The sequence below is a fragment of the Pontixanthobacter rizhaonensis genome (genome assembly GCF_012972675.1).
GTDB lineage: Bacteria > Pseudomonadota > Alphaproteobacteria > Sphingomonadales > Sphingomonadaceae > Pontixanthobacter > Pontixanthobacter rizhaonensis.
This window is the reverse complement of the sequence record NZ_JABCRE010000002.1, coordinates 241,171-261,685: the sequence shown is the minus strand read 5'-3', so window position 1 is coordinate 261,685 and position 20,515 is coordinate 241,171. Positions and strand designations below refer to the sequence as shown.

Sequence of the window (20,515 nt, the reverse complement as noted above, 5' to 3'; positions counted from 1 at the left end):
GGTACCAAATACCGGTGATGTAGGAAAACCCGACCGCGCCCCGCGCGCGGGCTGGTATCAAGATCAGTAAATCGCTTGCCAATTCATCACACTAACGTGATACCAAACCTATGAGATTAGGATGGGATGAAATCGGGCGGCGCGCCAAGAAATTCAGCGAAGACTGGGCGGGCGAAACGCGTGAACGCGCCGAAACGCAAACATTCTACAATGAATTCTTCAATATCTTTGGCATTTCCCGCCGCCAAACCGCGATTTACGAAAAACGCGTCAATCTGCTGAAGAAAAAGCACGGCTTTATTGATCTGTTTTGGCCCGGCACTCTGCTGGTTGAACAGAAAAGCGGCAGCTTGGATCTGGACCGCGCACAGGGCCAAGCGCTCGACTATCTCGACGGAATTCATGCGACCGAACAGCCGCGCTATATCCTGACCTGCGATTTCCAGAACTGGCGCTTGCTTGATCTGGAGGAGAATACCGAGCTCACCTTCACTCTCCCCGATCTGCACAAACACATCACCGCATTTGATTTCATGCTGGGCCGCCGCGTCAATTTTGAACGGCAGGAAGCAGTCACGATCAAAGCGGCAGAATTGATGGGCCGCGTGCATGATGCGCTGCATGACAATGGCTATACCGGCCACGATCTGGAACGGTTTTTGGTGCGGCTGCTATTCTGTATGTTTGCCGATGATACCGGCATTTTCCAGCCGAAGGATATTTTCCTACAGCTGATTGATAATGACACCATGATTGACGGCAGCAATGTCGGGCGGGTGATTAACGAACTGTTTGAAGTGCTGGATACGCCGGAGGATAAGCGGCAATCCAACCTGTCGGGCGAACTGGCGCAATTCCCCTATATCAATGGCGAGCTGTTCAGCGAAAACCTGCGCACACCCATTTTCGATGCAAAATTGCGCGAAGATTTGCTGGATGCCTGCCGCCATGATTGGTCAGCGGTCAGCCCCGCCATTTTCGGCAGCCTGTTCCAATCCGTGATGGATGCGAAGCAGCGCCGCGCGAAGGGCGCGCATTACACATCCGAAGAAAACATCCTGAAAGTTATCGGCCCGCTATTTCTGGATGAACTTCGGCTGGAACTGGAAGAATTAAAAGTCCGCCGGACTGCCAAGGAAAAAACCCTGCTGGAATTTCAGGCGCGTCTATCGCGCATGACGTTTCTTGATCCGGCCTGCGGCTGCGGTAACTTTCTGGTGGTCACCTATCGCGAAATACGGCGGCTGGAACTGGAATGCTTGCAAGAGCTGTACGGCGATCAGCGGATAGATGCCGAATTGATGACGCGGATCACCGTGAACCAGTTTTACGGCATTGAATATGAAGAATTCCCCGCGATGATTGCAGAGGTTGCCATGTGGATGGCGGACCATATTGCCAATAATGAAATCAACGAAGCATTCCGCCTGAATTATGCCCGTATCCCGCTGACAGAGGGCGCGCATATTCGCCATGCAGATGCGTTGGAATTGGATTGGAACGATGTTCTGCCCGCGACCAAATGCCATTACATTATCGGCAATCCGCCGTTTATTGGCGCAAAATACCAAAGCAAGGAACAACGCGCTCAAGTGCGCTCTATTGCCAATCTCGGCGGTTCTGGCGGGACGCTGGACTATGTCGCGGCATGGTTCCTGAAGGCGGGCCAATATCTAAATGGCAACACTTCTCCCCTCCCGCTTGCGGGAGGGGCTGGGGGTGGGCAAACCACAGCCGACGCACAGCGCGATCCTGCGGACCGCGCCCCACCCCTAACCCCTCCCGCAAGCGGTAGGGGGACAGGGAACCACCGCATCAAAATTGCATTTGTTTCAACCAATTCGATTACGCAGGGCGAACAGGTGGCGCAATTATGGCCGCTATTGTTTGACCGGTATAAGCTGGAAATTGCCTTCGCCCACCGCACTTTCAACTGGTTCAGCGAAGCCAAGGGCAAGGCCCATGTCCATGTGGTGATTATCGGGCTTACGCATCGCGATTTTGAACCCAAAGAAAAACGGCTTTTCAGCTACCCCGATATCAAAACCGATCCGGTCGAAAGCACACATGGCGCGCTGACGGCGTATCTTTTTGATGCGAAAGGAGCGAAAGACCGGCACTTGGTAATAGCAGAAGCCAAAGCACCGCTATCGGCGGAGAGCCGGCTTATTATAGGGTCGAAGCCAATTGATGGTGGAAATTTTATCTTCAAAGAAGACGAATGGGCTACTTTTTGTGAATCGGAACCTAGAGCTAAGAAGTACGGAAGACCCTATGTTGGCGCTCACGAATTCATAAATGGCTATACCCGAAAGATCCTTGCCCTGCATGACATTGAGCCGTCCGCCCTTAGGGCAATGCCTAGCGTTCTTGAGCGTGTTAATGCAGTTCGCCAACTGAGAGAGAACAGCAAAAGCAAACCAACTCAGGACTTAGCGCTAACCCCTACCCGGTATCATATAAATGTTTTGCCAAAACGGCCTTTCATGCTTCTCCCCCGCGTTAGCTCAGAACGCCGCGATTATGTTCCTTTTGGCTGGGTCAAACCGCCCACAATCCCAAGCGACGCAGCACTGGTTTTGATCGATGCAACCCTTGCCCAATTCGCCATACTAACCAGTCGCACCCATATGGCATGGCTTAGCCATATCGGTGGACGCCTAAAGAACGATTTCCGTTACTCCATCGGGCTGGTCTACAACACATTCCCGTGGCCAGACGCTTCCGACAAACAGCGCACAAAAATCGAGAAGCTCGCCCAAGCCGTGCTTGATGCGCGGGAGAACCACCCAACCTCCAGCCTTGCCGATCTGTATGATCCCGACACGATGCCCGCCGATTTGCGCAAGGCGCATCGCGCGCTCGATCTGGCGGTGGACAAGCTATACCGCTCTGCCCCGTTTGATAGCGACCGCGACCGGGTGGAACATTTGTTTGGCCGGTACGAGGCGTTGGTCAACCCGCTCGCCACCAAAGGCGCGGCCAAGAACAAACGCGTGGCGCGCAAGACAGCGAAGAAGGACAAGGCCTGATTGCCCCTCTCCATCACCTCCACTTTTGCGTTTAGCACTGCCGCGCCGACCGATTGCTTGCTGCAATTTGAGGTGGCGGAGTATGCCGGGCAGCGGATTATCTCGGCGGCGACTGAGTTTTCCAGCCTGACTGGTGTCTCGCGTTTGAATGCGGAGGACGGAATTGGGGAGCGGGTGTGGCTGCGGGCTGATGGCCCGGTAACCGCATCGCATACAGCGCAGGTGGAGATTACCCGGCCTGCGCCGGTGTGGGATCGCCTATCCGCCGTGCCGCCTCATGCTTTGCCCGAAGATGCGGTGAAATATCTGTTCGACAGCCGCTATTGCCCCGCCGGGCGGTTCGGCGGCTATGTTGACGAGGAATTTCCGGACAGCGCCGCGCCCGAACAGGGCGGCATCCGGATTGATGCGATCCGCCGCTGGATTGCGGAACATTTCACGTACACCCCCGGTGCCAGCGGGCCGGAAACCACGGGTGCGGACAGCTTTATCGACCGCGCCGGAGTGTGCCGCGATTATGCCCATGTGCTGGTCATGCTGGCCCGGGCCAGCGCCATTCCGGCGCGCTATGTCAGTTGTTATGGCCCCGCTGTAACACCGCAAGACTTTCACGCGGTGGCCGAAGTGTATCTGGCCGATAGCAGCGGCGCGGAGGGGGGCTGCGGCGCGTGGCATTTGGTTGATGCCACGGGCATGGCCACGGCGCGGGATATTGCAGTGATCGGGGTGGGCCGCGATGCTGCCGATGTCAGCTTCCTGACCAGTTTCGGGCCCAGCGATTTCCAGTCCAGCGCGGTGGATGTGCAGCGCGTGTAACCGCCCTGCTTGCCCCGCCCGCACTATGAGGGCGCATGAATACGATTGCTATTTATCCATTGCGGGGTGCGTGCAGCGCGCGGGCTTGCTAGGTGGCTGCAAGCCGTTTTTTTGGGAGAATAGACGCGCATGAGTTTTACCGCAGACCGCTTGCTATTATTCGGGGCCACTGGCGACCTTGCCCAGCGTATGCTGTTGCCCTCTCTCTGCGCGCTTCATGCGGACGAACTGATCGCGCCCGATCTCAAAATTATCGCCACCGCCCGCAGCGAGATGAGCGATGCGGAGTTCCGCAATTTTGCGCGGGAGGCGCTGGAAAAATATATGCCCGCGGATCGGCGCGGCGGGATGGCGGATTTTCTCAATCGGCTTTCCTATCAAGCGCTTGATGCCACCACGCTGGACGGGTTTACCGATCTAGCCAAAGCGGTCGGCCCGACAGAGCGGGGCCTGGCGATTTTCCTGTCCACTGCGCCCAGCCTGTTTGAGCCGACGATCAAGGGGCTGCACCATGCCGGGCTGGACGGGGAAATCGTCCGGATCGGTTTGGAAAAACCGCTGGGTACCGATCTGGAAACCAGCTGCGCGATCAATGACGCTGTGGCCAGCGCCTTTTCCGAAGACCGGATTTACCGGATCGACCATTATCTGGGCAAGGAAACGGTCCAGAACCTGCTCGCTTTGCGGTTCGGGAATATCATGTTTGAACCGCTGTGGAATGCGGCGCATATCGACCATGTCCAAATCACCGTGGCCGAAACTGTCGGGCTGGAAAGCCGGGCGGAATATTACGATGGCAGCGGCGCAATCCGCGACATGGTGCAGAACCATATGCTGCAATTGCTCGCTCTGGTGGCGATGGAACCGCCGGGTAATTTCGATGCGACCGCTGTGCGCGATGAAAAGGTCAAAGTGCTGCGGTCTTTGCGCCCCGTATCCGATGGAGAGACTGTCACCGGCCAATATCGCGCCGGTGCCATCGGCGGCGAAGCTGTGCCCGGTTATGATGATGAGCTGGGCAAACCGTCAAACACAGAAACCTATGTCGCGATCAAAGCCCATGTCGATAATTGGCGGTGGAAAGGCGTGCCGTTCTACCTGCGCACCGGCAAACGTCTGCCCCAGCGTCGGACAGAAATTGTGGTCCAGTTCCGCCGCGTGCCGCATTCCATCTTTGAAGGCAAAGGCGCGAAGATGGAGCCGAACCGGCTGGTGATCGGCATTCAGCCGGAAGAGAATATCTCGCTCAATCTGATGGCGAAAGTACCGGGTTTGGGGGCCGAGGGTATCCGCCTCCGTTCTGTTCCGCTGGATATCGCCATGCCCGATGCCTTTGTCGGGCAGCACCGCCGGATCGCGTATGAACGGCTGTTGCTGGACTTGATCGAAGGCGACCAGACATTGTTTGTCCGGCGCGACGAAGTTGAGGCCCAGTGGGAATGGATCGATGCCATTCGCGCCGGTTGGGAACAGTCTGGCCTCACCCCGAAAACCTATACATCGGGCAGTTGGGGGCCCAGCGCCGCCATTGCGCTGGCCGAACGTGACGGAGTAAGCTGGAATGAGTAGTTTGAACGATACTCTTCACCGCGTGACCCAGCGGGTGATTGAAAAATCGAAGGGTAGCCGCGGGCGCTATCTCGATCTGATCCAGCGTGAGGCTGACAATCAGCCAGATCGCAATCAAGTATCCTGTTCCAACCTTGCCCATGCGTATGCCGGCGCGTTGGAAGACCAGAAAGCCCTGATGGCGCAGCGCGGCCCCAATATCGGGATCGTCAGCGCGTATAATGATATGCTGTCCGCGCATCAGCCCTATGGCCGCTATCCCGAACGGCTGAAAATCTACGCCCGCGAAATCGGCGCAACGGCTCAAGTAGCAGGGGCAACGCCTGCCATGTGCGACGGCGTTACGCAGGGCGAAAGCGGAATGGAACTGTCACTGTTCAGCCGTGATGTGATCGCGCTCAGCACTGGCGTCGCGCTCAGCCATGCGATGTATGACGGCGCATTGATGCTGGGAATTTGCGACAAGATCGTACCCGGCCTGCTGATCGGCGCATTGCGGTTCGGCCACTTGCCCGCGATTTTCGTGCCCAGCGGCCCGATGCCCAGCGGTATCTCTAACAAGCAAAAGCAAGCCACTCGCCAGCTATACGCAGAGGGCAAAGCAACCCGCGCCCAATTGCTGGAAAGCGAGCTGGGCAGCTATCACTCGCCCGGCACCTGCACCTTTTACGGCACTGCCAATTCCAACCAGATGATGATGGAAATGATGGGGCTGCATATTCCGGGTAGCGCTTTTGTGCAGCCGGGCACCCAGCTGCGTCAAGCGCTTGACCGTGCAGCGGTGCACCGCGTTGCAGAGATTGGCATTGGCGGGGATGATTACCGCCCGATTGGCCACTGCGTTGATGAAAAGGCGATTATCAACGCTGCGGTCGGCCTGCTGGCAACCGGCGGATCGACCAATCACGCCATCCACATTCCGGCAATGGCGCGCGCCGCAGGGGTGCAATTGGATTGGACCGATTTGTCGGACCTGTCATCGGTCGTGCCGCTGCTGGCCAGTGTCTATCCCAACGGGTCAGGCGATGTGAACCATTTCCATACTGCGGGCGGAATGGGTTATGTCATTCGCGAATTGCTGGATGCGGGCCTTGCCCACCAAGATGTTATGACCGTCGGGGATAGTGATCTGTCGCGTTACGGTGAAGAACCCGGGCTGGATGGGGAAACACTGACTTGGCGCGATGTTGGCCCAAGCGGCGATGACACCATGCTGCGCCCCGCCAGCGACCCCTTCCAAAAAGACGGCGGTATGCGGCTGGTTGAAGGCAATCTGGGCCGGGCCACCTTCAAGACAAGCGCCGTTTCAGAAGACCGTTATACGGTGGAGGCTCCCTGCCGCGTGTTTGAACATCAGGCTGATGTCACTGCCGCGTTTAAGGCCGGTGAACTTGACTGCGATGTTGTGGTTGTGGTGCGGCATCAGGGTCCGCGCGCCAACGGTATGCCGGAACTCCACTCGCTCACCCCGCCCCTCGCCGTATTGCAGGAACGCGGATACAAGGTGGCGCTTGTCACCGATGGGCGGATGTCGGGCGCCAGCGGCAAAGTACCGGCGGCCATCCATTGCACACCCGAAGCGCTTGGCGGCGGCCCGCTGGCCAAGTTACGCGATGGTGACATGGTCAAACTCTGCGCCAAAACCGGTGCGCTTAGCACCACGGCAGATCTTTCCACCCGGGACGCGGTCGCGGATCCCGCAGGTGATACCGGTTTTGGCAGGGAACTGTTCACGATGTTCCGCACCAATGCCGACGGGGCAGAGCAAGGCGGGTCAGCAATGCTGGCGATGGCGGGATTATGACCCAGCTTGTTTCGGTTGATATTGGCGGTACTCATGCGCGATTTACGATCGCGGTGATTGCCGATGACGGGTCCATCACAATGGGTGAGCCCGAGACGTTGCACACCAGCGATCATGCGAGCTTCGAAACCGCATGGGAAGATTTCCGCGAACGCCAAGGCGGGACACTGCCGCGTGCGGTGAGCATGGCCATTGCCGGTCCCGTTGGTGGTGACGTGATCCGTTTTACCAACAACCCTTGGCTTATCCGGCCCGCCATGATCCAAGAGAAATTGGACGTCGATCACTTCACCATTGTGAATGATTTTGAAGCCGTCGCCCATGCGGTGGCCCGTGCCCGAAACGATGAATTTATCCATTTGACGGGGCCGGAAACACCGCTGCCTTCAACCGGTCGTTTGACAGTTCTTGGCCCCGGAACCGGTTTGGGCGTGGCCCATCTCTACCGCGAAGCAAGCGGTACCTACCGTGTCTCGGCCACCGAAGGCGGACACATCGATTTCGCGCCGCTTGATAGTATCGAAGATGCGATTTTGGCGCGTCTGCGCAAGCGGCACAATCGCGTATCGGTGGAACGTGTTGTTGCCGGCCCAGCCATCTCCGACATTTATCAAACGCTTGCTTCGATGGAGGGTAAAACCTTCGCCGATGAAGATGACATCGCCATCTGGACCAGAGGCCAAGACGGATCGGACAGCCTCGCCGCTGCCGCAGTCGACCGGTTCTGCCTTTCACTCGGCAGTGTGGCGGGTGACATGGCTCTTGCCCACGGCGCAAAAGGCGTCGTGATTGCAGGTGGTTTGGGTTACCGTATCCGTGACACTTTAACCGCTTCTGGTTTCGCAGAACGGTTCCGCGCCAAAGGGCGTTTCGCAGAACTTATGGCGGCGATGCCCGTCAAACTTATTGTCCATCCGCAGCCCGGCCTGTTTGGCGCCGCTGCGGCCTTCGCATCAGAACATCTTGGAGACACGCAGTGAGCAACAATATCGAAACCATCATGCGGCTTGCGCCGGTCGTTCCCGTAATTGTCATTGAAGACATTGATCATGCGGTTCCCCTTGCAGAAGCATTGGTGGCCGGCGGATTGCGGGCATTGGAAGTTACCTTGCGCACGCCCGCTGCGCTCGACGCGATCCGCGCGATGAAACAGGTCAAAGGGGCTGTTGTCGGCGCGGGTACAGTAACCAATCAAGACGAGCTGGAAGATGCCTTGGATGCAGGCAGCGAATTCATCGTCTCGCCCGGCCTCACCACATCATTGGGCCAAGCAGCGATCCGGCATAATGTGCCGTTCCTGCCAGGCACTGCCAATGCTGGCGATATTATGCTTGGCCTCGATTTGGGCCTGACCCATTTCAAATTCTTCCCGGCAATGGCTGCGGGCGGTCTTCCGGCGCTGAAAGCGTTGGCTGCGCCATTTGGTCAATGCCGTTTCTGCCCGACCGGCGGGATCAGCGCATCGAATGCTGCAGAATGGCTCTCCTTTGATCCGGTGCTGTGCGTCGGCGGAAGCTGGGTTGCGCCCAAAGGTGCGCCAGACCAAAAAGCAGTGGAGGCAATGGCGCGTGAAGCGATGGGGCTGCGCGCATGAAAACCGTTGCTGAACTGACAAAACGGCTGCGCGAACTGCACCAACAGACGCAGGAAACGCCGCTGTTCAATCCGGTTTTCCAACTGTCGCTTGATCTATCCCGCCAATTGGAAGCGGGTGAATTATCGCTCGACGATATTGAAGGCATGATCAGCGAGCTTGAATGTCATTCACTCAAAACACGCGCATCGCGGCTGCGCAGTAATATTGCGCCGGTGAGCCAAACCGCCAACACAGATATTCTTGCCCGCTATTGCGCCGCTGACGATTTCGCGGCCTTCCGAGCGCAATGGGAAAACCCCAGCCTCCACGCCGTATTTACCGCGCACCCCACATTCCTGCTGACCCCGGATCAATCCGCCGCTGTGGCCAATGCCGCCAGCAGCGATGCAGAGATTACCGATGATACGTGCACCCCGGTGTCACAGCGGCCCGCCATCACTTTGCGCTACGAGCATGAGCAGGCGATGTTCGCCATTGCCAATGCCCAAGACGCGCGGGACCAGATCGTGGCGCAAGCGCTGGATCAAGCGCACTCTGCTTGGCCAACCGAATGGACCGAAGCGAGCCCCCTACCCTTCCGGTTCGCCAGCTGGGTCGGCTACGATATGGATGGCCGGACCGATATCAAATGGTTCGATTCCATCGGTTTCCGCCTTGCTGAAAAGGCACAGCGTCTGGAACGCTATGTCGCCGCACTGCAAGCCATTGATGATGGCCATCCTTTGCTGGAAACGCTGCGCAATGCGACCACATATTCGCAGGACCGGGCGGCTGATTTCCGCACAGATTTGTCTGAACCGGCGGCTTTGTCCGCGGCAGCGAATACTCTGACAGAAGATCATCCGCATAAGATGCTGTCGCTCACACCGGTGATCGAATTGCTCGAAGCGGAAGCAATTGGTGCTGATAAAGATCGGGCAATTGCCCTTAAAACGCTGGCAGCGTCGATGCGGGCAGATGGTTTGGGGATGAGCTGGATCCATTTCCGCGTCAATTCCAGCCAGTTGCACAACGCCATCCGCCGCCGGATCGATCCGGAAAACACGCTCGATCTCAGCAGCAAAGGCGCAATGGCGACTTTGCGTGATCTGCTGGAAACTGTGCAGCCCTTGCGATCCAACTTTGCCGCATTGGCGATCGAAAGCAGCACCGCCATTCGCCAATTTCTGGCGATGGCGCAGATCATTCATCACATTGATGGTGATGCGCCGATCCGGATGCTGATTGCGGAATGCGAACAGCCCTCCACCATTTTGGCAGCGCTGTATTTCTCCAAACTGTTCGGCATTGAAGACAAGGTCGACGTTTCACCCCTGTTCGAGACGGAAAGCGCGCTGGAGCATGGCGGCCGTTTCCTCGACGCTTTGCTGGCTGAACCCACCTATCAAACCTATGCCCGCAGCCGCGGCCGTGTTGCCATTCAAACGGGCTTTTCCGATGCTGGCCGGTTTGTCGGCCAGATACCGGCAAGCCTGGCGATTGAGCGTTTGCAGGGCCGCATGGCTGATGCAATGCGCGACAATGGCCTGACTGATGTCGCCGCGCTGATCTTTAACACCCACGGCGAAAGCATGGGCCGCGGCGCGCATCCGGGCGGCTTTAAAGACCGGCTTGAATGGCCGCTAAGCCCGTGGGCTCGCCGGCGGTTTGTGCGCGCTGGTATCCGGCTGGAACCGGAAGTGAGCTTTCAAGGCGGCGATGGCTATTTGCATTTCGCCACACCGGAATTGGCACTGGCAACGCTTACCCGAATTGCAACCTTGCAGCCATCATCAAACAGCGCAGATGCGCCAACCGATCCATTTTACCGGCGGACCGACCTCAGCCTCGATTTCTACCGCGCGGTCAGATCGCACCAGCGCGATCACTTGGAAAGCGCGACATATAGCCGGGCTTTGACCGCGTTTGGCCTGGGCTTGCTAAACAACACCGGTAGCCGGGTCTCGCGCCGCCAGTCCGATCTCAGCGCAGATCGCGACATGAATTTGCGCCAAATTCGCGCCATTCCGCACAACGCAGTGCTTCAACAATTGGGCTATCCGATCAACATCATTTCCGGTGTCGGCAGCGCCGCGGACGGCAATTATGAAGACATTGCAGCGCTGCTCAATGATAGCGAACGCGGCAAACAATTGGTCCGTCTGGTCCGTGCATCCAACGCGCTGGCCAGCATTAAAACAGTGGCTGCGTTTGGGGAGCTTTTCAATTCCGCCTATTGGGCCAGCCGCCCCTATCGCGGCACCGAAAGCCATCTATCCGACGCGTGCGAAACCCTCGCCGAATATCTGACCAAGGATGACCGCACCGGTGTTTTCCGCCGCCTCGCATCCAGATTGCGGGTGGACGCTTTGAAACTGCACCGCCTGCTGGAACTCATCCCGGATGAGGAACCACATCCAGAACGCGAAACAGTTCGCCGGTCCATCGGCGCATTGCAGGCTTTGCGCCTCACCCTGTTGCAGCATATGTTTATCAAGGCCGTGTCGATCCCGACCTTTAGCCGCGCCAATGACATCAGCCGCGACGATGTGCTGGAAATGGTCTTCACATTACGGATCGACGATGCGCTTGCCCAGCTGCGCCGCGCCTATCCCACAAGCTTCCCCGGACTGGAGGATTTCGCGGTCGATGAACCAAGCGATTATCCTGACGGGGATGGCGAAGGGTACCGCGTGATACAGCGTGATTACATTGATCCACTGGAACGCTCTTATGATCTCAGCCTCAGGATCGGGACCGCTATCGCGAACGAATTTGGCGCTCATGGCTAGACGGTGACGTTAAGCTGGCTGTAAATAGCTGTATCGCCGTGGGACGGGTGCAATCCAGAGACTCGCATTTTTAACGTTTTTGCGGCATCTACCCACGGATGAGCCCGATGATAAAATGGATTGGCGGCGCAACAGCCGCATTAGTACTCGTCTTTGGCGGAGCGACTTTGGCCAGCACTATGGCCGAAAGCGATAGCGCTGAGGCAGTGGAGTTTGCTGAAGCAGCACCCTCGCTGGAAAATGCAATTCCGGTTAGCGAAGCCGCCATCAACGGCGCGCCAGCTGATGCGGAAATGATGCCCGCCGACGGGGAAAGCACTTCAGAAGCCAGTTTGCAAACCGCCGATATGACATCGGACGGCAGCACAGCTGGTGACACGCAAATTCAGCCTGAGCCCGCTGCGAAGAAAAAAGACGAGGATTTCGTTATTAAGCGGGTACTGCCGATCGACGGACCGATCAAATATGGTGAGTGGCACTGGGATGATGAGGGTGTTCCCCCCGGCCCAATCGTTATGACGGTTGATCTTGATGCCCGCGTTTTGTCAGTCTTTCAGGGCGGTTATGAAATCGGTGCAACAGCCGTTTTGCTTGGAACGCAAGAACACCCGACCCCGCTTGGCGTGTTCCCCATCCTTCAAAAGAAGAAGGATAATATTTCCAGCATCTACAACGTCCCGATGCCATATACGCTGCGTCTGACATGGGATGGTATTTCGATCCACGCATCGGAAGTGGAGAATGGCTTCGCAAGTCACGGCTGTATCGGCACGCCTGATCCATTCGCGGCTAAGCTGTTCGCGTTGGTCAAAAAAGGTGACAAGGTCATCATCACCCGCGGTAAACGCATCGGGATGGGTGATCAGATCCTTTAAGGTTCCTGCGTCCGGCGGCGCGGTTCTTTCTCGAACCGCCAAGCGTCACCGACGATAGTCACCAGAACGCCTCCGGCATTACCGGATTCCCCTGCGCTTAAGCGGGTGACCAAATCTGCCACAACCGATCCGCGCGGTTGCTTGCCGGTGATCGCTTTCAGTAGCCGTGCTGCAATCCGCATTTGCACAATCGGCGGGGCGAAGGGCCGGTAGATATGGCGCTGCCCGATACGCCGGACACGCCCGGACCATTCCTGTTCCGCCATCCATTCGATGGCTGCGTCGGCCTCTGCCAAATGGGCGGCACTGGCCGAAATCGCCTGTGGGTCCAGCCACTGTGTTTCGGCCAATTGTTGACGCATCCGAACACGGTCAAAGGATAAGTCTGCATTGCTAGGGTCCGTGACATAGCCAAGCCCCGCCCCATCCGTCACTTGCACCAGCTCAGCTTTCCGCCAGTTCAGTAATGGTCTGATAAGCCGCTGCGTTCCGCCAGGTACGACGCTGTCTTTGCGCACCCCGGCAAGACCGGCAACCCCGCTGCCACGGCCAAGCCGCATCAAAAAGGTTTCGGCCTGATCATCGGCATGATGGGCGGTTGCCAGACAGCCAATTTCCTGCCGTTTCAGCCAATCCTCCATCGCGGCATAGCGGGCAAGTCGCGCCTCTTGCTGCACATTGCCTTCTGCAACTGTGATGCGGAGTATCTGGTGCGGAACGCCCAAATCGGCGCATATACGGGCCACCTGCTCCGCTTCGGCAGCGCTTTCTGCCCGCAAACCATGATCGACGGTAACGGCTTCTATGCTGCCGGGCCGGATCGCATGGCATAATGCAAGCAAAGCCATACTGTCAGGACCGCCAGATATGGCGAGCCCCAGACGTTCATCCTGTGCCCATAGCTGATCGGTGTCAGCCCGAAAGCGGCCCGTCAGTACAGGATCGATCAGCAGAGGATCGAGCGGCCTATCAATTGCAATCGACCTTATCGAGATTGCGCTGATACTGGTCACCCAACCGGCCCGAGGCCAAAGCGGGATACTCATCGCCAAATTCAGCCAATGCGATACACGCCCGGCTGGTATCATTGAGCGCAATCATGGCTTCACCCAAATACAGCAAGCTATCTGGCGCCCGCGCATCAGTTTTACCGGTAGAGTAATTTTTCAGGAACCAAGGCGCTGCTTCCTGCGCCTTGCCATCATCCAGATAGGCACGGCCCAAAAGATTGCGGCCATAGGTGGCGCGCCAGTGGGTCGGATATTTCTCTACAAACATGGTCAGTTGCTGCTGTGCCTCTGGATAGAAACCCGCATTCCACAACCGGTAGCCATAGGAATATTCATCATCCGCAGCGTCATCAGTTTGCGGTTTCGCAATCTGTTGTACCGCAGCCAACCGTTCTGCCGTGGGGCCGGTGGCCACTGTCGAGGTCGCAGGCACCGGGGTTGAGCTGGCTGTTGTTGCTGTGCCGGTACCGGTCGGGCTCGATATGTCCGTCGGCGTGCCCGCTGAAACAGCGCCACCCGCACCTGCCACACCAGCACCGGGGGTTGTCTCCAGCGCGACCAAACGGTTGGTCAATTGCAGAATGGCGTTGCTGTTTTCTTCGGTCTGCGAAGTCAGCGCCGCAATCTGCGCTTCCATGGCATCCAGCCGGATCAGAATATCGGTGACAGCTGTTGTAGACGGGGATGTGTTCACTCCGCCAGCGCTTGGTGTGCCGGTGATTTGCGGTTCAAAATACCGGCCATCACCGCCCGGGAAAACAGTCCGTTGCAAGGCCCGGACTTCTGATTCAAGCTTACGCAGACGCGCTTCGTCACCACTACTTTGTGCTGATAGCGGCATTGCCGTACCCGCAACTGCGAAGATGGCGAGGCCGCTGATTACGATACGGCTCAAACGATTACTCATGGTCTTCCACGCTCCAACTTTTTGCGCCGGATTACCGGCTCACACCGTCTATAATGACGGCATGACGTCAAACACAGGCTGAACAGCCGTGATCATTCACAATTCCTGCCCAATGGCAGCTATTTTGTCGAGGGCCAGAACCACCAAATCCGTGGAGATGCGGGCTGATTTCCTACTCCGACGGGTTCTCTTCGGGATCGGCTGGTTCGTCCTGCGCAGCCAATGCTGATTCTTCCTGTGCCGCCAACAAAGCATCCGCTGTCACATCCACATCGCGAACAATTTGGCTTTCATCCGACAATGTACCGATAGACTGCCCGCCGATGGAGATCGCCAACGCTTCTGGCTGGCCTGTCCAAACCTGCGGCCCGGCAGCATCAGTTGGCACCGCATATGTTTCGCCTTCCTCCATCTGCTTTTCCATCAACCGCTCGCCTTCAGCGTCGTAGAATTTAACCCACACGCCGTCTTGCAGGGAGGTGAAAACCACTTGGCCAGAAGGAGCTGCTGGCGCCGGGGCGCTCGCACCCTCGACAGTATCTGATGGTTCATCGGCGGCCGCCTGTTCTCCGCTGATGAGCGATGCAGGGCCTGATCCCGGTATGAAGTACCCGCGGAAGAATGCCAGGCCGCCCACGATCAACAGCAATGCCGCAAAGGCGCTAAACCATGCCAGACCCCGCGATGGTACCCGCGCCGGATCACCAGGCTCAAAAGTGACGCTACGCTGCTCCTCATAATCATCGCCTGCTTCGGCCAAATGAGCCCGCACTTGGTCGGCAATCTCTTGGTCATTAACATCGACAGACCGCGCATATGTTCGCGAGAAGCCAATCGCATATGTTCGCGATGGCAGAGCCGTAAAATCATTGGCTTCAATCGATATCAGATGACGTTGCGGAATCCGCGTTTTCGCCGCAACCTGTTCGATTGTCATGCTGGCGGCTTCACGCGCCTGTCTCAATCGCCCGCCAGCACCATCCAACGGTAGCTCGGTCTCTGGAAGCTCTGCTTCGTCGCTCATTTATAATCCCTTGCCACCCGGCCATTTCTTTTTTTTCGAAACAATAGGTCAACGGCCTAACTGTCAAGCTTGTAAACTGATGCAAATGTAAAATCTCGCTCATCCGAGCCCCACGGCGGACCGGTTGGTTCGGGCAAGCGTTAATCGGCGTTGATACCGCGCTCTTCGACCCAGCGTTTCATTTCCGCCCGTAAATCCGCTGGCGGTGATGCGAGCCAATCATTCATGGCTTTGGTGATTTCAGCCAGATCGACTTGCCGCACCAGTTCCTTGATCGGTCCGACCGAAACGGGAGTGATCGATAAGCGGCGATAGCCAAGGCCGAGCAAGGCCAGCGCTTCCAATTTGCGGCCGCCCATCTCCCCGCAAATGCCCAGATCCACAGGCTGGCCGACGGCCGCCTGCGATATCCGCTTAAGGAAGCGCAAAATAGCCGGGCTGAGCCAATCGTACCGTTCCGCCAGCTTGGGATTGGCGCGATCAGCGGCAAATAGAAACTGAGTGAGGTCATTCGTGCCAATCGACAGGAATGAGACACGGGGAATAAGCAGATCAAGGACCTCGGCCAGGGCAGGCACTTCCAACATAGCGCCATATTGGATGCTTTCCGGCAGATCTTTCTTCTGTTTCTTCAAATAGGCAAGCTGCTGTTCAAACACCGCTTTGGCCGCATCAAATTCCCAAGGTTCTGACACCATCGGGAACATCACATTCAATGACCGGCCTGCTGCCGCTTCGATCAGGGCGCGGGCTTGGACTTTCATCAAGCCATCCCGTTCAAGTGCCAAGCGCAAGGCCCGCCACCCCATCGCCGGGTTTTCGTCGCTCTCTGATTGCTCTGAACGCAGATACGGAACGGCCTTATCACCGCCAATGTCCACTGTACGGAAAATAACCGGCCGCTTACCAGCGGCATCCAGCACATCCCGGTACAATCGCAATTGCCGTTCCCGCTGCGGCAGTGTCGCGGAAACCAGAAATTGGAATTCCGTCCGGAACAGACCGATCCCGTCGGCGCCAACCAGATTCAGGTTGGTGATATCATCACGCAGACCGGCATTCATCATCACCTGAATGCGCGTGCCGCAGCGGGTAAACGGCTCTACATCGCGCAGCTCTGCATAGGCCGCTTGGCGTTCTTTGGTTTTCGCGAAACGGGTGTCGAATGCATCCGCCACTGATTGCGCCGGCCTGACGGTGGCTGTCGATTCGTCAGCATCGAGAAGAATTTCATCCCCTTCACGGACCAGACCGCGCAATCCGCGCGTCTGGCCCAAAACGGGAATACCCATTGCACGCGCAACGATCACCACGTGGGCAGTAAGCGACCCTTCCTCAAGGATCACACCTTTGAGACGGCGCCGGTCATATTCCAGCAACTCTGCCGGGCCGAGGTTCTTGGCGATCAAAATGGCATCGCGGCGCAGACCCTGTGTCGCCGCTGTGCCCAATTGGCCCGATACAATCCGCAGCAGCCGGTTAGCCAGATCTTCCAGATCATGCATCCGGTCCGCCAGCAAGGGGTCATCAATTTCACGCATCCGCATCCGGGTGCGCTGCTGGACCCGTTCAATAGCGGCTTCGGCAGTCAGCCCGGAATCGATCGCCTCATTAATGCGGCGGCCCCAGCCTTCATCATACGCGAACATTTTGTAGGTCTCGAGGACCTCCTCATGCTCCCCGCCCTTGCCGAATTCAGCATTGCTGGCCATCGTGTCGATCTGTTCGCGCATCTTGTCGAAAGCACGGTAAACCCGCTGCCGTTCGACTTCGATGTCATCCGCCATCACCTGATCAATGGTAACACGCGGCTGGTGATAAACGGCATATCCGCTGGCGAGCCCTTTCACCAAGGACAGGCCCGATAGCGTCAACGGCCCGGTGGCTTCCGGCGCCAGCCCCAGCGCCTCTTCCTCATCAATCAATTCATTGTTGGAAATGAGTTCGGACAGCACCATCGCGGTCGTCTGAAGCGCTTCAATCTCAACTTCTTCATAGCGCCGCGGCTCAACATGCTGAACACACACGACCCCAACGGGACGCTCCCGGTACACAATCGGAACCCCGGCGAAGGAATGGAATTTCTCCTCCCCCGTTTCGGGCCGGTATTGAAAGTCTGGATGCGCCTTTGCCTCGGCAAGGTTCAGCGTTTTGACGTTTTCCGCGATAGTGCCGGTTAGCCCTTCGCCAATCGCCATTCGGGTCACGTGGACCGCGCTTTTGTTCAAGCCATGCGTGGCGAACAGTTCCAGCATCCCCTCCCGCAAGAGATAGATCGAGACCACTTCGCTATCGAGGCTTTCGGCAATAATATCGACCACCCGATCAAGTTTGCCCTGCGCATGGGTGCGCGATGCCATAATCTCATGCAATTGCGTCAAAATCTGGCGAGCGGATGCAGCGGCGGTCATGGCAGCCGATTACACTATGTAGGATGGCTTGTTAATGCCTCTTAGGGCCCCGCATACGATAACTTCATCGTGCAGCGATGCGGAAACGGCTGGTTTAGTGAGCCGATAATTCCTCTTTAATTCGGAGCTTTTTCTTTTTCAGAGCTTGGATAGTCGCAGTATCAGGCGCGGGCCGGTTCTGTTCTTCGCGAAGCTGGGCTTCGATACCGGCATGTTTGGTTTCCAGGGCGCTGATGTGGGACGATTCCATATGGCTCTCCTTTTAGGTCTGACACCCTCTCTTGATGAAAGGGTCAGCGACTCGTCCCGGCGGACGCGCCGCTGAAATGCATAGAAACATATTCAGCGGCACTTGCGAAGAGCGAATTAACCCGTAAGCGTTGGTTTACCAGATCCACGCGACGAGTTGCGCGGATCGTTTGTGATAGGGATGCGCATCGTGAACGAGCAGGAATTGCGCAAAAAACTGGCGATGCTGCGGACAGAACATCGTGATTTGGATGCCGCAGTAGACGCTTTGCGCGAGTCTGGATCGGCTGACCAATTGCAAATTGCCCGACTGAAAAAACGCAAGCTGGGCCTCAAAGACCAAATTATGATGGTCGAGAACGCGCTTATTCCTGATATTATCGCCTAAAAATGCCCCAGAATGGAACAGTCCCGATTTGGTTCGGGATAGTTCTGATCTGCCTCTGGTTCTACGCCGCATCGGCTCATACGAAGATCGCAGGATGGGGCAAACGACCGACATAAGCCGCCCGATTATCGAGGCGTTGTACTGCGAGGCATTGGTCCTTGCCGATGAAGTGCGCCAAGTATTTGACCTTAACCCCGTGCATGACACTGGCGAGGCCGCCGACCAAGTCCGGATGGCCATTTCGGTAGAGGGGCTGCGCACCACGACACGGGTAATGCATGTGCTGGCATGGCTTCTGAACCAGCGAGCCTATTTTGATGGCGACCTCAGCGAATTCCAGCTTCGCCGTCACAGCAAATTGCCGCCTGACAGGGGGTCCGAAGCTGCCAATATGCAATTGCTGGAAGAACCCACCCGCGGCTTGATTTATGAAACCGAGCAATTGCACGCGCGGATTTCGCGCCTTGATACAGCATGGCGTGACGGGTTTGAAATGCGGCCAGCCGCGATCCGGCGCTTGCAAGAACGCCTTGGCCACGCCGTTGGCAGAGCTTAGTCGCTAAGCCGCCGCCAGCGCTTTTCGCCATGCTGTAAGCCGGGCTTCACGAACGGAATTCTCCATTGACGGGCGGAATGTGCCAAGGCTGCCCCGCATCGTTTCGCTGGCCTCTTCTAACGATCCAACCATGCCCGCACCCTTGGCTGCCAGCATCGCCGCACCCAGCGCCGTGGTTTCGACAAATTCCGGCCGTTCAACCGGAAGATCCAGCAAATTGGCAATATCCTGCGCCATCCAGTCATTCGCGCTCATCCCGCCATCCACTTTGAGCGATGTCCACTCTGCCCCATCAGCAGCAAAGGCCTGTGCCAAATCATATGTTTGATGGGCCATTGCTTCCAAGGCTGCGCGGGCGATCTGCGCCCGCCCCGTCGCAAAGCTCAGGCCAGCTATCACACCGCGAGCCTCCGGCTGCCAATGCGGTGCGCCCAGCCCCGACATCGCAGGCACAATCACTACGCCGCCGCTATCATCGATAGACCGGGCAAGCGTTTCAGTTTCGGCAGCTGTGCCAAGCAGTCCCAAACCATCCCGCAGCCATTGCACCAAGCTGCCAGCGACAAATACCGAACCCTCCAAGGCATAGGTCCGCTGTCCGTCCTCCTGATACAGGACCGTGCCGAGCAACCGGTTGGAAGATGCCGGTATGTCATGGCCCTTATTGGCCAGAATGAACGCCCCCGTCCCATAGGTCGCTTTGGTTTCACCGGCAGAAAGGCAGCCTTGCCCGATCGTGGCCGATTGCTGGTCCCCGACCATCCCGCTTATCTGGATTGGCGCGCCAAATAATTCAGGCAAAGTCGACCCGAAATCGCCTGAATTATCGGTCACTTCTGCCAATGCGGCCTTGGGCACTTCAAACAGGCTGCACAGCCCGTCATCAAACTGGCTACCGCCCAGCTTTAGCAACAAGGTACGGCTGGCATTGCTGGCATCACTGATAAAGGTTCCGCCGGTTAGCTTATAGACCAGCCAGCTTTCTATCGTGCCCAGGGCCAAAGTGCCCGCATCACTGGCCGCTTTTACGGCGGGTTCATTATCCACCAACCAGCGCATTTTGGTGCCGGAGAAATAGGGGTCGAGCAGCAGACCGGTGTGGTCTTGAACCGCTGCCTCATGCCCCTCGGCTTTCAGCCGCTCGCAAAAATCTGCTGTCCGGCGATCTTGCCAAACAAGCGCGCGGGCCAGCGGTTCGCCAGTGCTTTTATCCCACGCGACAACCGTTTCGCGTTGATTGGTGATGCCGATACACGCAATCCGGTCTGCGCCGCCCGCTTTTTCGACCATTTCCCGCGCACAAGCGAGCGTCCGGTGCCAAATCTCGGTCGCATCATGTTCGACACGCCCCGGCGCGGGATAATGCTGGGTCAGTTCCTGTTGGGCACTGCTGAGCATCGCACCGTCGGCTGTAAACAGCATTGCCCGCGTAGAGGTGGTCCCTTCATCCAGAACCAGAATCGCCGGGTCGCTCATGATATTCTCCCTTTGCCGCTGTGGTAGCGG

16 protein-coding genes are annotated in these 20,515 nt (G+C 57.4%); 10 read left to right on the top strand and 6 right to left on the bottom strand.

Annotation, left to right across the window (positions count from 1 at the left end):
* The first annotated feature begins 110 nt into the window (after positions 1-110).
* From HKD42_RS13255 to HKD42_RS01075, 8 genes are all read left to right on the top strand, one after another.
* Positions 111-3,032, top strand: a complete 2,922-nt coding sequence (locus HKD42_RS13255) for a class I SAM-dependent DNA methyltransferase (RefSeq protein WP_246236633.1) — start codon at positions 111-113, stop codon at positions 3,030-3,032.
* A complete protein-coding gene (locus HKD42_RS01105) occupies positions 3,033-3,848 on the top strand; it encodes a transglutaminase-like domain-containing protein (RefSeq protein ID WP_170009498.1) in 816 nt (271 codons plus the stop codon).
* A gap of 129 nt (positions 3,849-3,977) precedes the next feature.
* Positions 3,978-5,417, top strand: coding sequence for a glucose-6-phosphate dehydrogenase (gene zwf / locus HKD42_RS01100; protein WP_170009496.1), 1,440 nt, complete (start codon positions 3,978-3,980; stop codon positions 5,415-5,417).
* The gene (edd, locus tag HKD42_RS01095) at positions 5,410-7,221 is read left to right on the top strand and encodes a phosphogluconate dehydratase (protein WP_170009494.1); all 1,812 of its coding nucleotides are present in this window, start codon (positions 5,410-5,412) and stop codon (positions 7,219-7,221) included. Before zwf ends, edd begins: the two co-directional genes overlap by 8 nt.
* Positions 7,218-8,201 (top strand): glucokinase, encoded by a 984-nt coding sequence (gene glk, locus HKD42_RS01090; RefSeq protein ID WP_170009492.1) that lies wholly within the window; start codon positions 7,218-7,220, stop codon positions 8,199-8,201. Before edd ends, glk begins: the two co-directional genes overlap by 4 nt.
* A 20-nt stretch (positions 8,202-8,221) precedes the next feature.
* Positions 8,222-8,815 (top strand): bifunctional 4-hydroxy-2-oxoglutarate aldolase/2-dehydro-3-deoxy-phosphogluconate aldolase, encoded by a 594-nt coding sequence (gene eda, locus HKD42_RS01085; protein ID WP_170011997.1) that lies wholly within the window; start codon positions 8,222-8,224, stop codon positions 8,813-8,815.
* A complete protein-coding gene (locus HKD42_RS01080; RefSeq protein ID WP_170009490.1) occupies positions 8,812-11,589 on the top strand; it encodes a phosphoenolpyruvate carboxylase in 2,778 nt (925 codons plus the stop codon). The genes eda and HKD42_RS01080 overlap by 4 nt, the downstream gene beginning before the upstream one ends.
* Positions 11,590-11,687: 98 nt before the next feature.
* Positions 11,688-12,464 (top strand): L,D-transpeptidase family protein, encoded by a 777-nt coding sequence (locus tag HKD42_RS01075; RefSeq protein ID WP_170009488.1) that lies wholly within the window; start codon positions 11,688-11,690, stop codon positions 12,462-12,464.
* On the opposite strand, the gene tilS is transcribed toward HKD42_RS01075, so the two are convergent.
* From tilS to HKD42_RS01050, 5 genes are all read right to left on the bottom strand, one after another.
* Positions 12,461-13,477, bottom strand: a complete 1,017-nt coding sequence (gene tilS / locus HKD42_RS01070) for a tRNA lysidine(34) synthetase TilS (RefSeq protein ID WP_170009486.1) — start codon at positions 13,475-13,477, stop codon at positions 12,461-12,463. The two genes, HKD42_RS01075 and tilS, sit on opposite strands and share 4 nt — an antisense overlap.
* On the bottom strand, positions 13,434-14,381 hold the full coding sequence (locus HKD42_RS01065; protein ID WP_246236622.1) for a tetratricopeptide repeat protein: 948 nt from the start codon (positions 14,379-14,381) through the stop codon (positions 13,434-13,436). The genes tilS and HKD42_RS01065 overlap by 44 nt, the downstream gene beginning before the upstream one ends.
* A gap of 172 nt (positions 14,382-14,553) precedes the next feature.
* Positions 14,554-15,405, bottom strand: coding sequence for a helix-turn-helix domain-containing protein (locus HKD42_RS01060; protein ID WP_170009484.1), 852 nt, complete (start codon positions 15,403-15,405; stop codon positions 14,554-14,556).
* A gap of 140 nt (positions 15,406-15,545) precedes the next feature.
* Entirely contained in the window at positions 15,546-17,816 is a 2,271-nt protein-coding gene (ptsP, locus tag HKD42_RS01055) for a phosphoenolpyruvate--protein phosphotransferase (RefSeq protein ID WP_170009482.1), read from the bottom strand.
* A gap of 94 nt (positions 17,817-17,910) precedes the next feature.
* On the bottom strand, positions 17,911-18,066 hold the full coding sequence (locus HKD42_RS01050; RefSeq protein ID WP_170009480.1) for a YdcH family protein: 156 nt from the start codon (positions 18,064-18,066) through the stop codon (positions 17,911-17,913).
* Positions 18,067-18,255: 189 nt separating this feature from the next.
* Between HKD42_RS01050 and HKD42_RS01045 the strand changes: the two genes are divergently transcribed.
* Positions 18,256-18,453 (top strand): DUF465 domain-containing protein, encoded by a 198-nt coding sequence (locus HKD42_RS01045; RefSeq protein WP_170009478.1) that lies wholly within the window; start codon positions 18,256-18,258, stop codon positions 18,451-18,453.
* 28 nt (positions 18,454-18,481) lie between these two features.
* Positions 18,482-19,009 carry a DUF1465 family protein gene (locus HKD42_RS01040; protein ID WP_246236615.1) on the top strand — a complete coding sequence of 176 codons (528 nt, stop codon included), beginning with the start codon at positions 18,482-18,484 and terminating at the stop codon, positions 19,007-19,009.
* A 3-nt stretch (positions 19,010-19,012) separates the two neighbouring features.
* Here HKD42_RS01040 and glpK read toward each other — a convergent pair whose 3' ends face one another.
* Positions 19,013-20,485, bottom strand: coding sequence for a glycerol kinase GlpK (gene glpK / locus HKD42_RS01035; RefSeq protein WP_170009476.1), 1,473 nt, complete (start codon positions 20,483-20,485; stop codon positions 19,013-19,015).
* Positions 20,486-20,515: the final 30 nt, after the last annotated feature.

What these genes read in the sequence shown, in the direction of transcription:
- HKD42_RS13255 (WP_246236633.1), top strand. Translation starts at nt 111, where the DNA reads ATGAGATTAGGATGGGATGAAATCGGGCGGCGCGCCAAGAAATTCAGC.
- zwf (WP_170009496.1), top strand. Translation starts at nt 3,978, where the DNA reads ATGAGTTTTACCGCAGACCGCTTGCTATTATTCGGGGCCACTGGCGAC.
- edd (WP_170009494.1), top strand. Translation starts at nt 5,410, where the DNA reads ATGAGTAGTTTGAACGATACTCTTCACCGCGTGACCCAGCGGGTGATT.
- glk (WP_170009492.1), top strand. Translation starts at nt 7,218, where the DNA reads ATGACCCAGCTTGTTTCGGTTGATATTGGCGGTACTCATGCGCGATTT.
- eda (WP_170011997.1), top strand. Translation starts at nt 8,222, where the DNA reads ATGCGGCTTGCGCCGGTCGTTCCCGTAATTGTCATTGAAGACATTGAT.
- HKD42_RS01080 (WP_170009490.1), top strand. Translation starts at nt 8,812, where the DNA reads ATGAAAACCGTTGCTGAACTGACAAAACGGCTGCGCGAACTGCACCAA.
- HKD42_RS01075 (WP_170009488.1), top strand. Translation starts at nt 11,688, where the DNA reads ATGAGCCCGATGATAAAATGGATTGGCGGCGCAACAGCCGCATTAGTA.
- HKD42_RS01065 (WP_246236622.1), bottom strand. Translation starts at nt 14,381, where the DNA reads ATGAGTAATCGTTTGAGCCGTATCGTAATCAGCGGCCTCGCCATCTTC.
- HKD42_RS01060 (WP_170009484.1), bottom strand. Translation starts at nt 15,405, where the DNA reads ATGAGCGACGAAGCAGAGCTTCCAGAGACCGAGCTACCGTTGGATGGT.
- ptsP (WP_170009482.1), bottom strand. Translation starts at nt 17,816, where the DNA reads ATGACCGCCGCTGCATCCGCTCGCCAGATTTTGACGCAATTGCATGAG.
- HKD42_RS01050 (WP_170009480.1), bottom strand. Translation starts at nt 18,066, where the DNA reads ATGGAATCGTCCCACATCAGCGCCCTGGAAACCAAACATGCCGGTATC.
- glpK (WP_170009476.1), bottom strand. Translation starts at nt 20,485, where the DNA reads ATGAGCGACCCGGCGATTCTGGTTCTGGATGAAGGGACCACCTCTACG.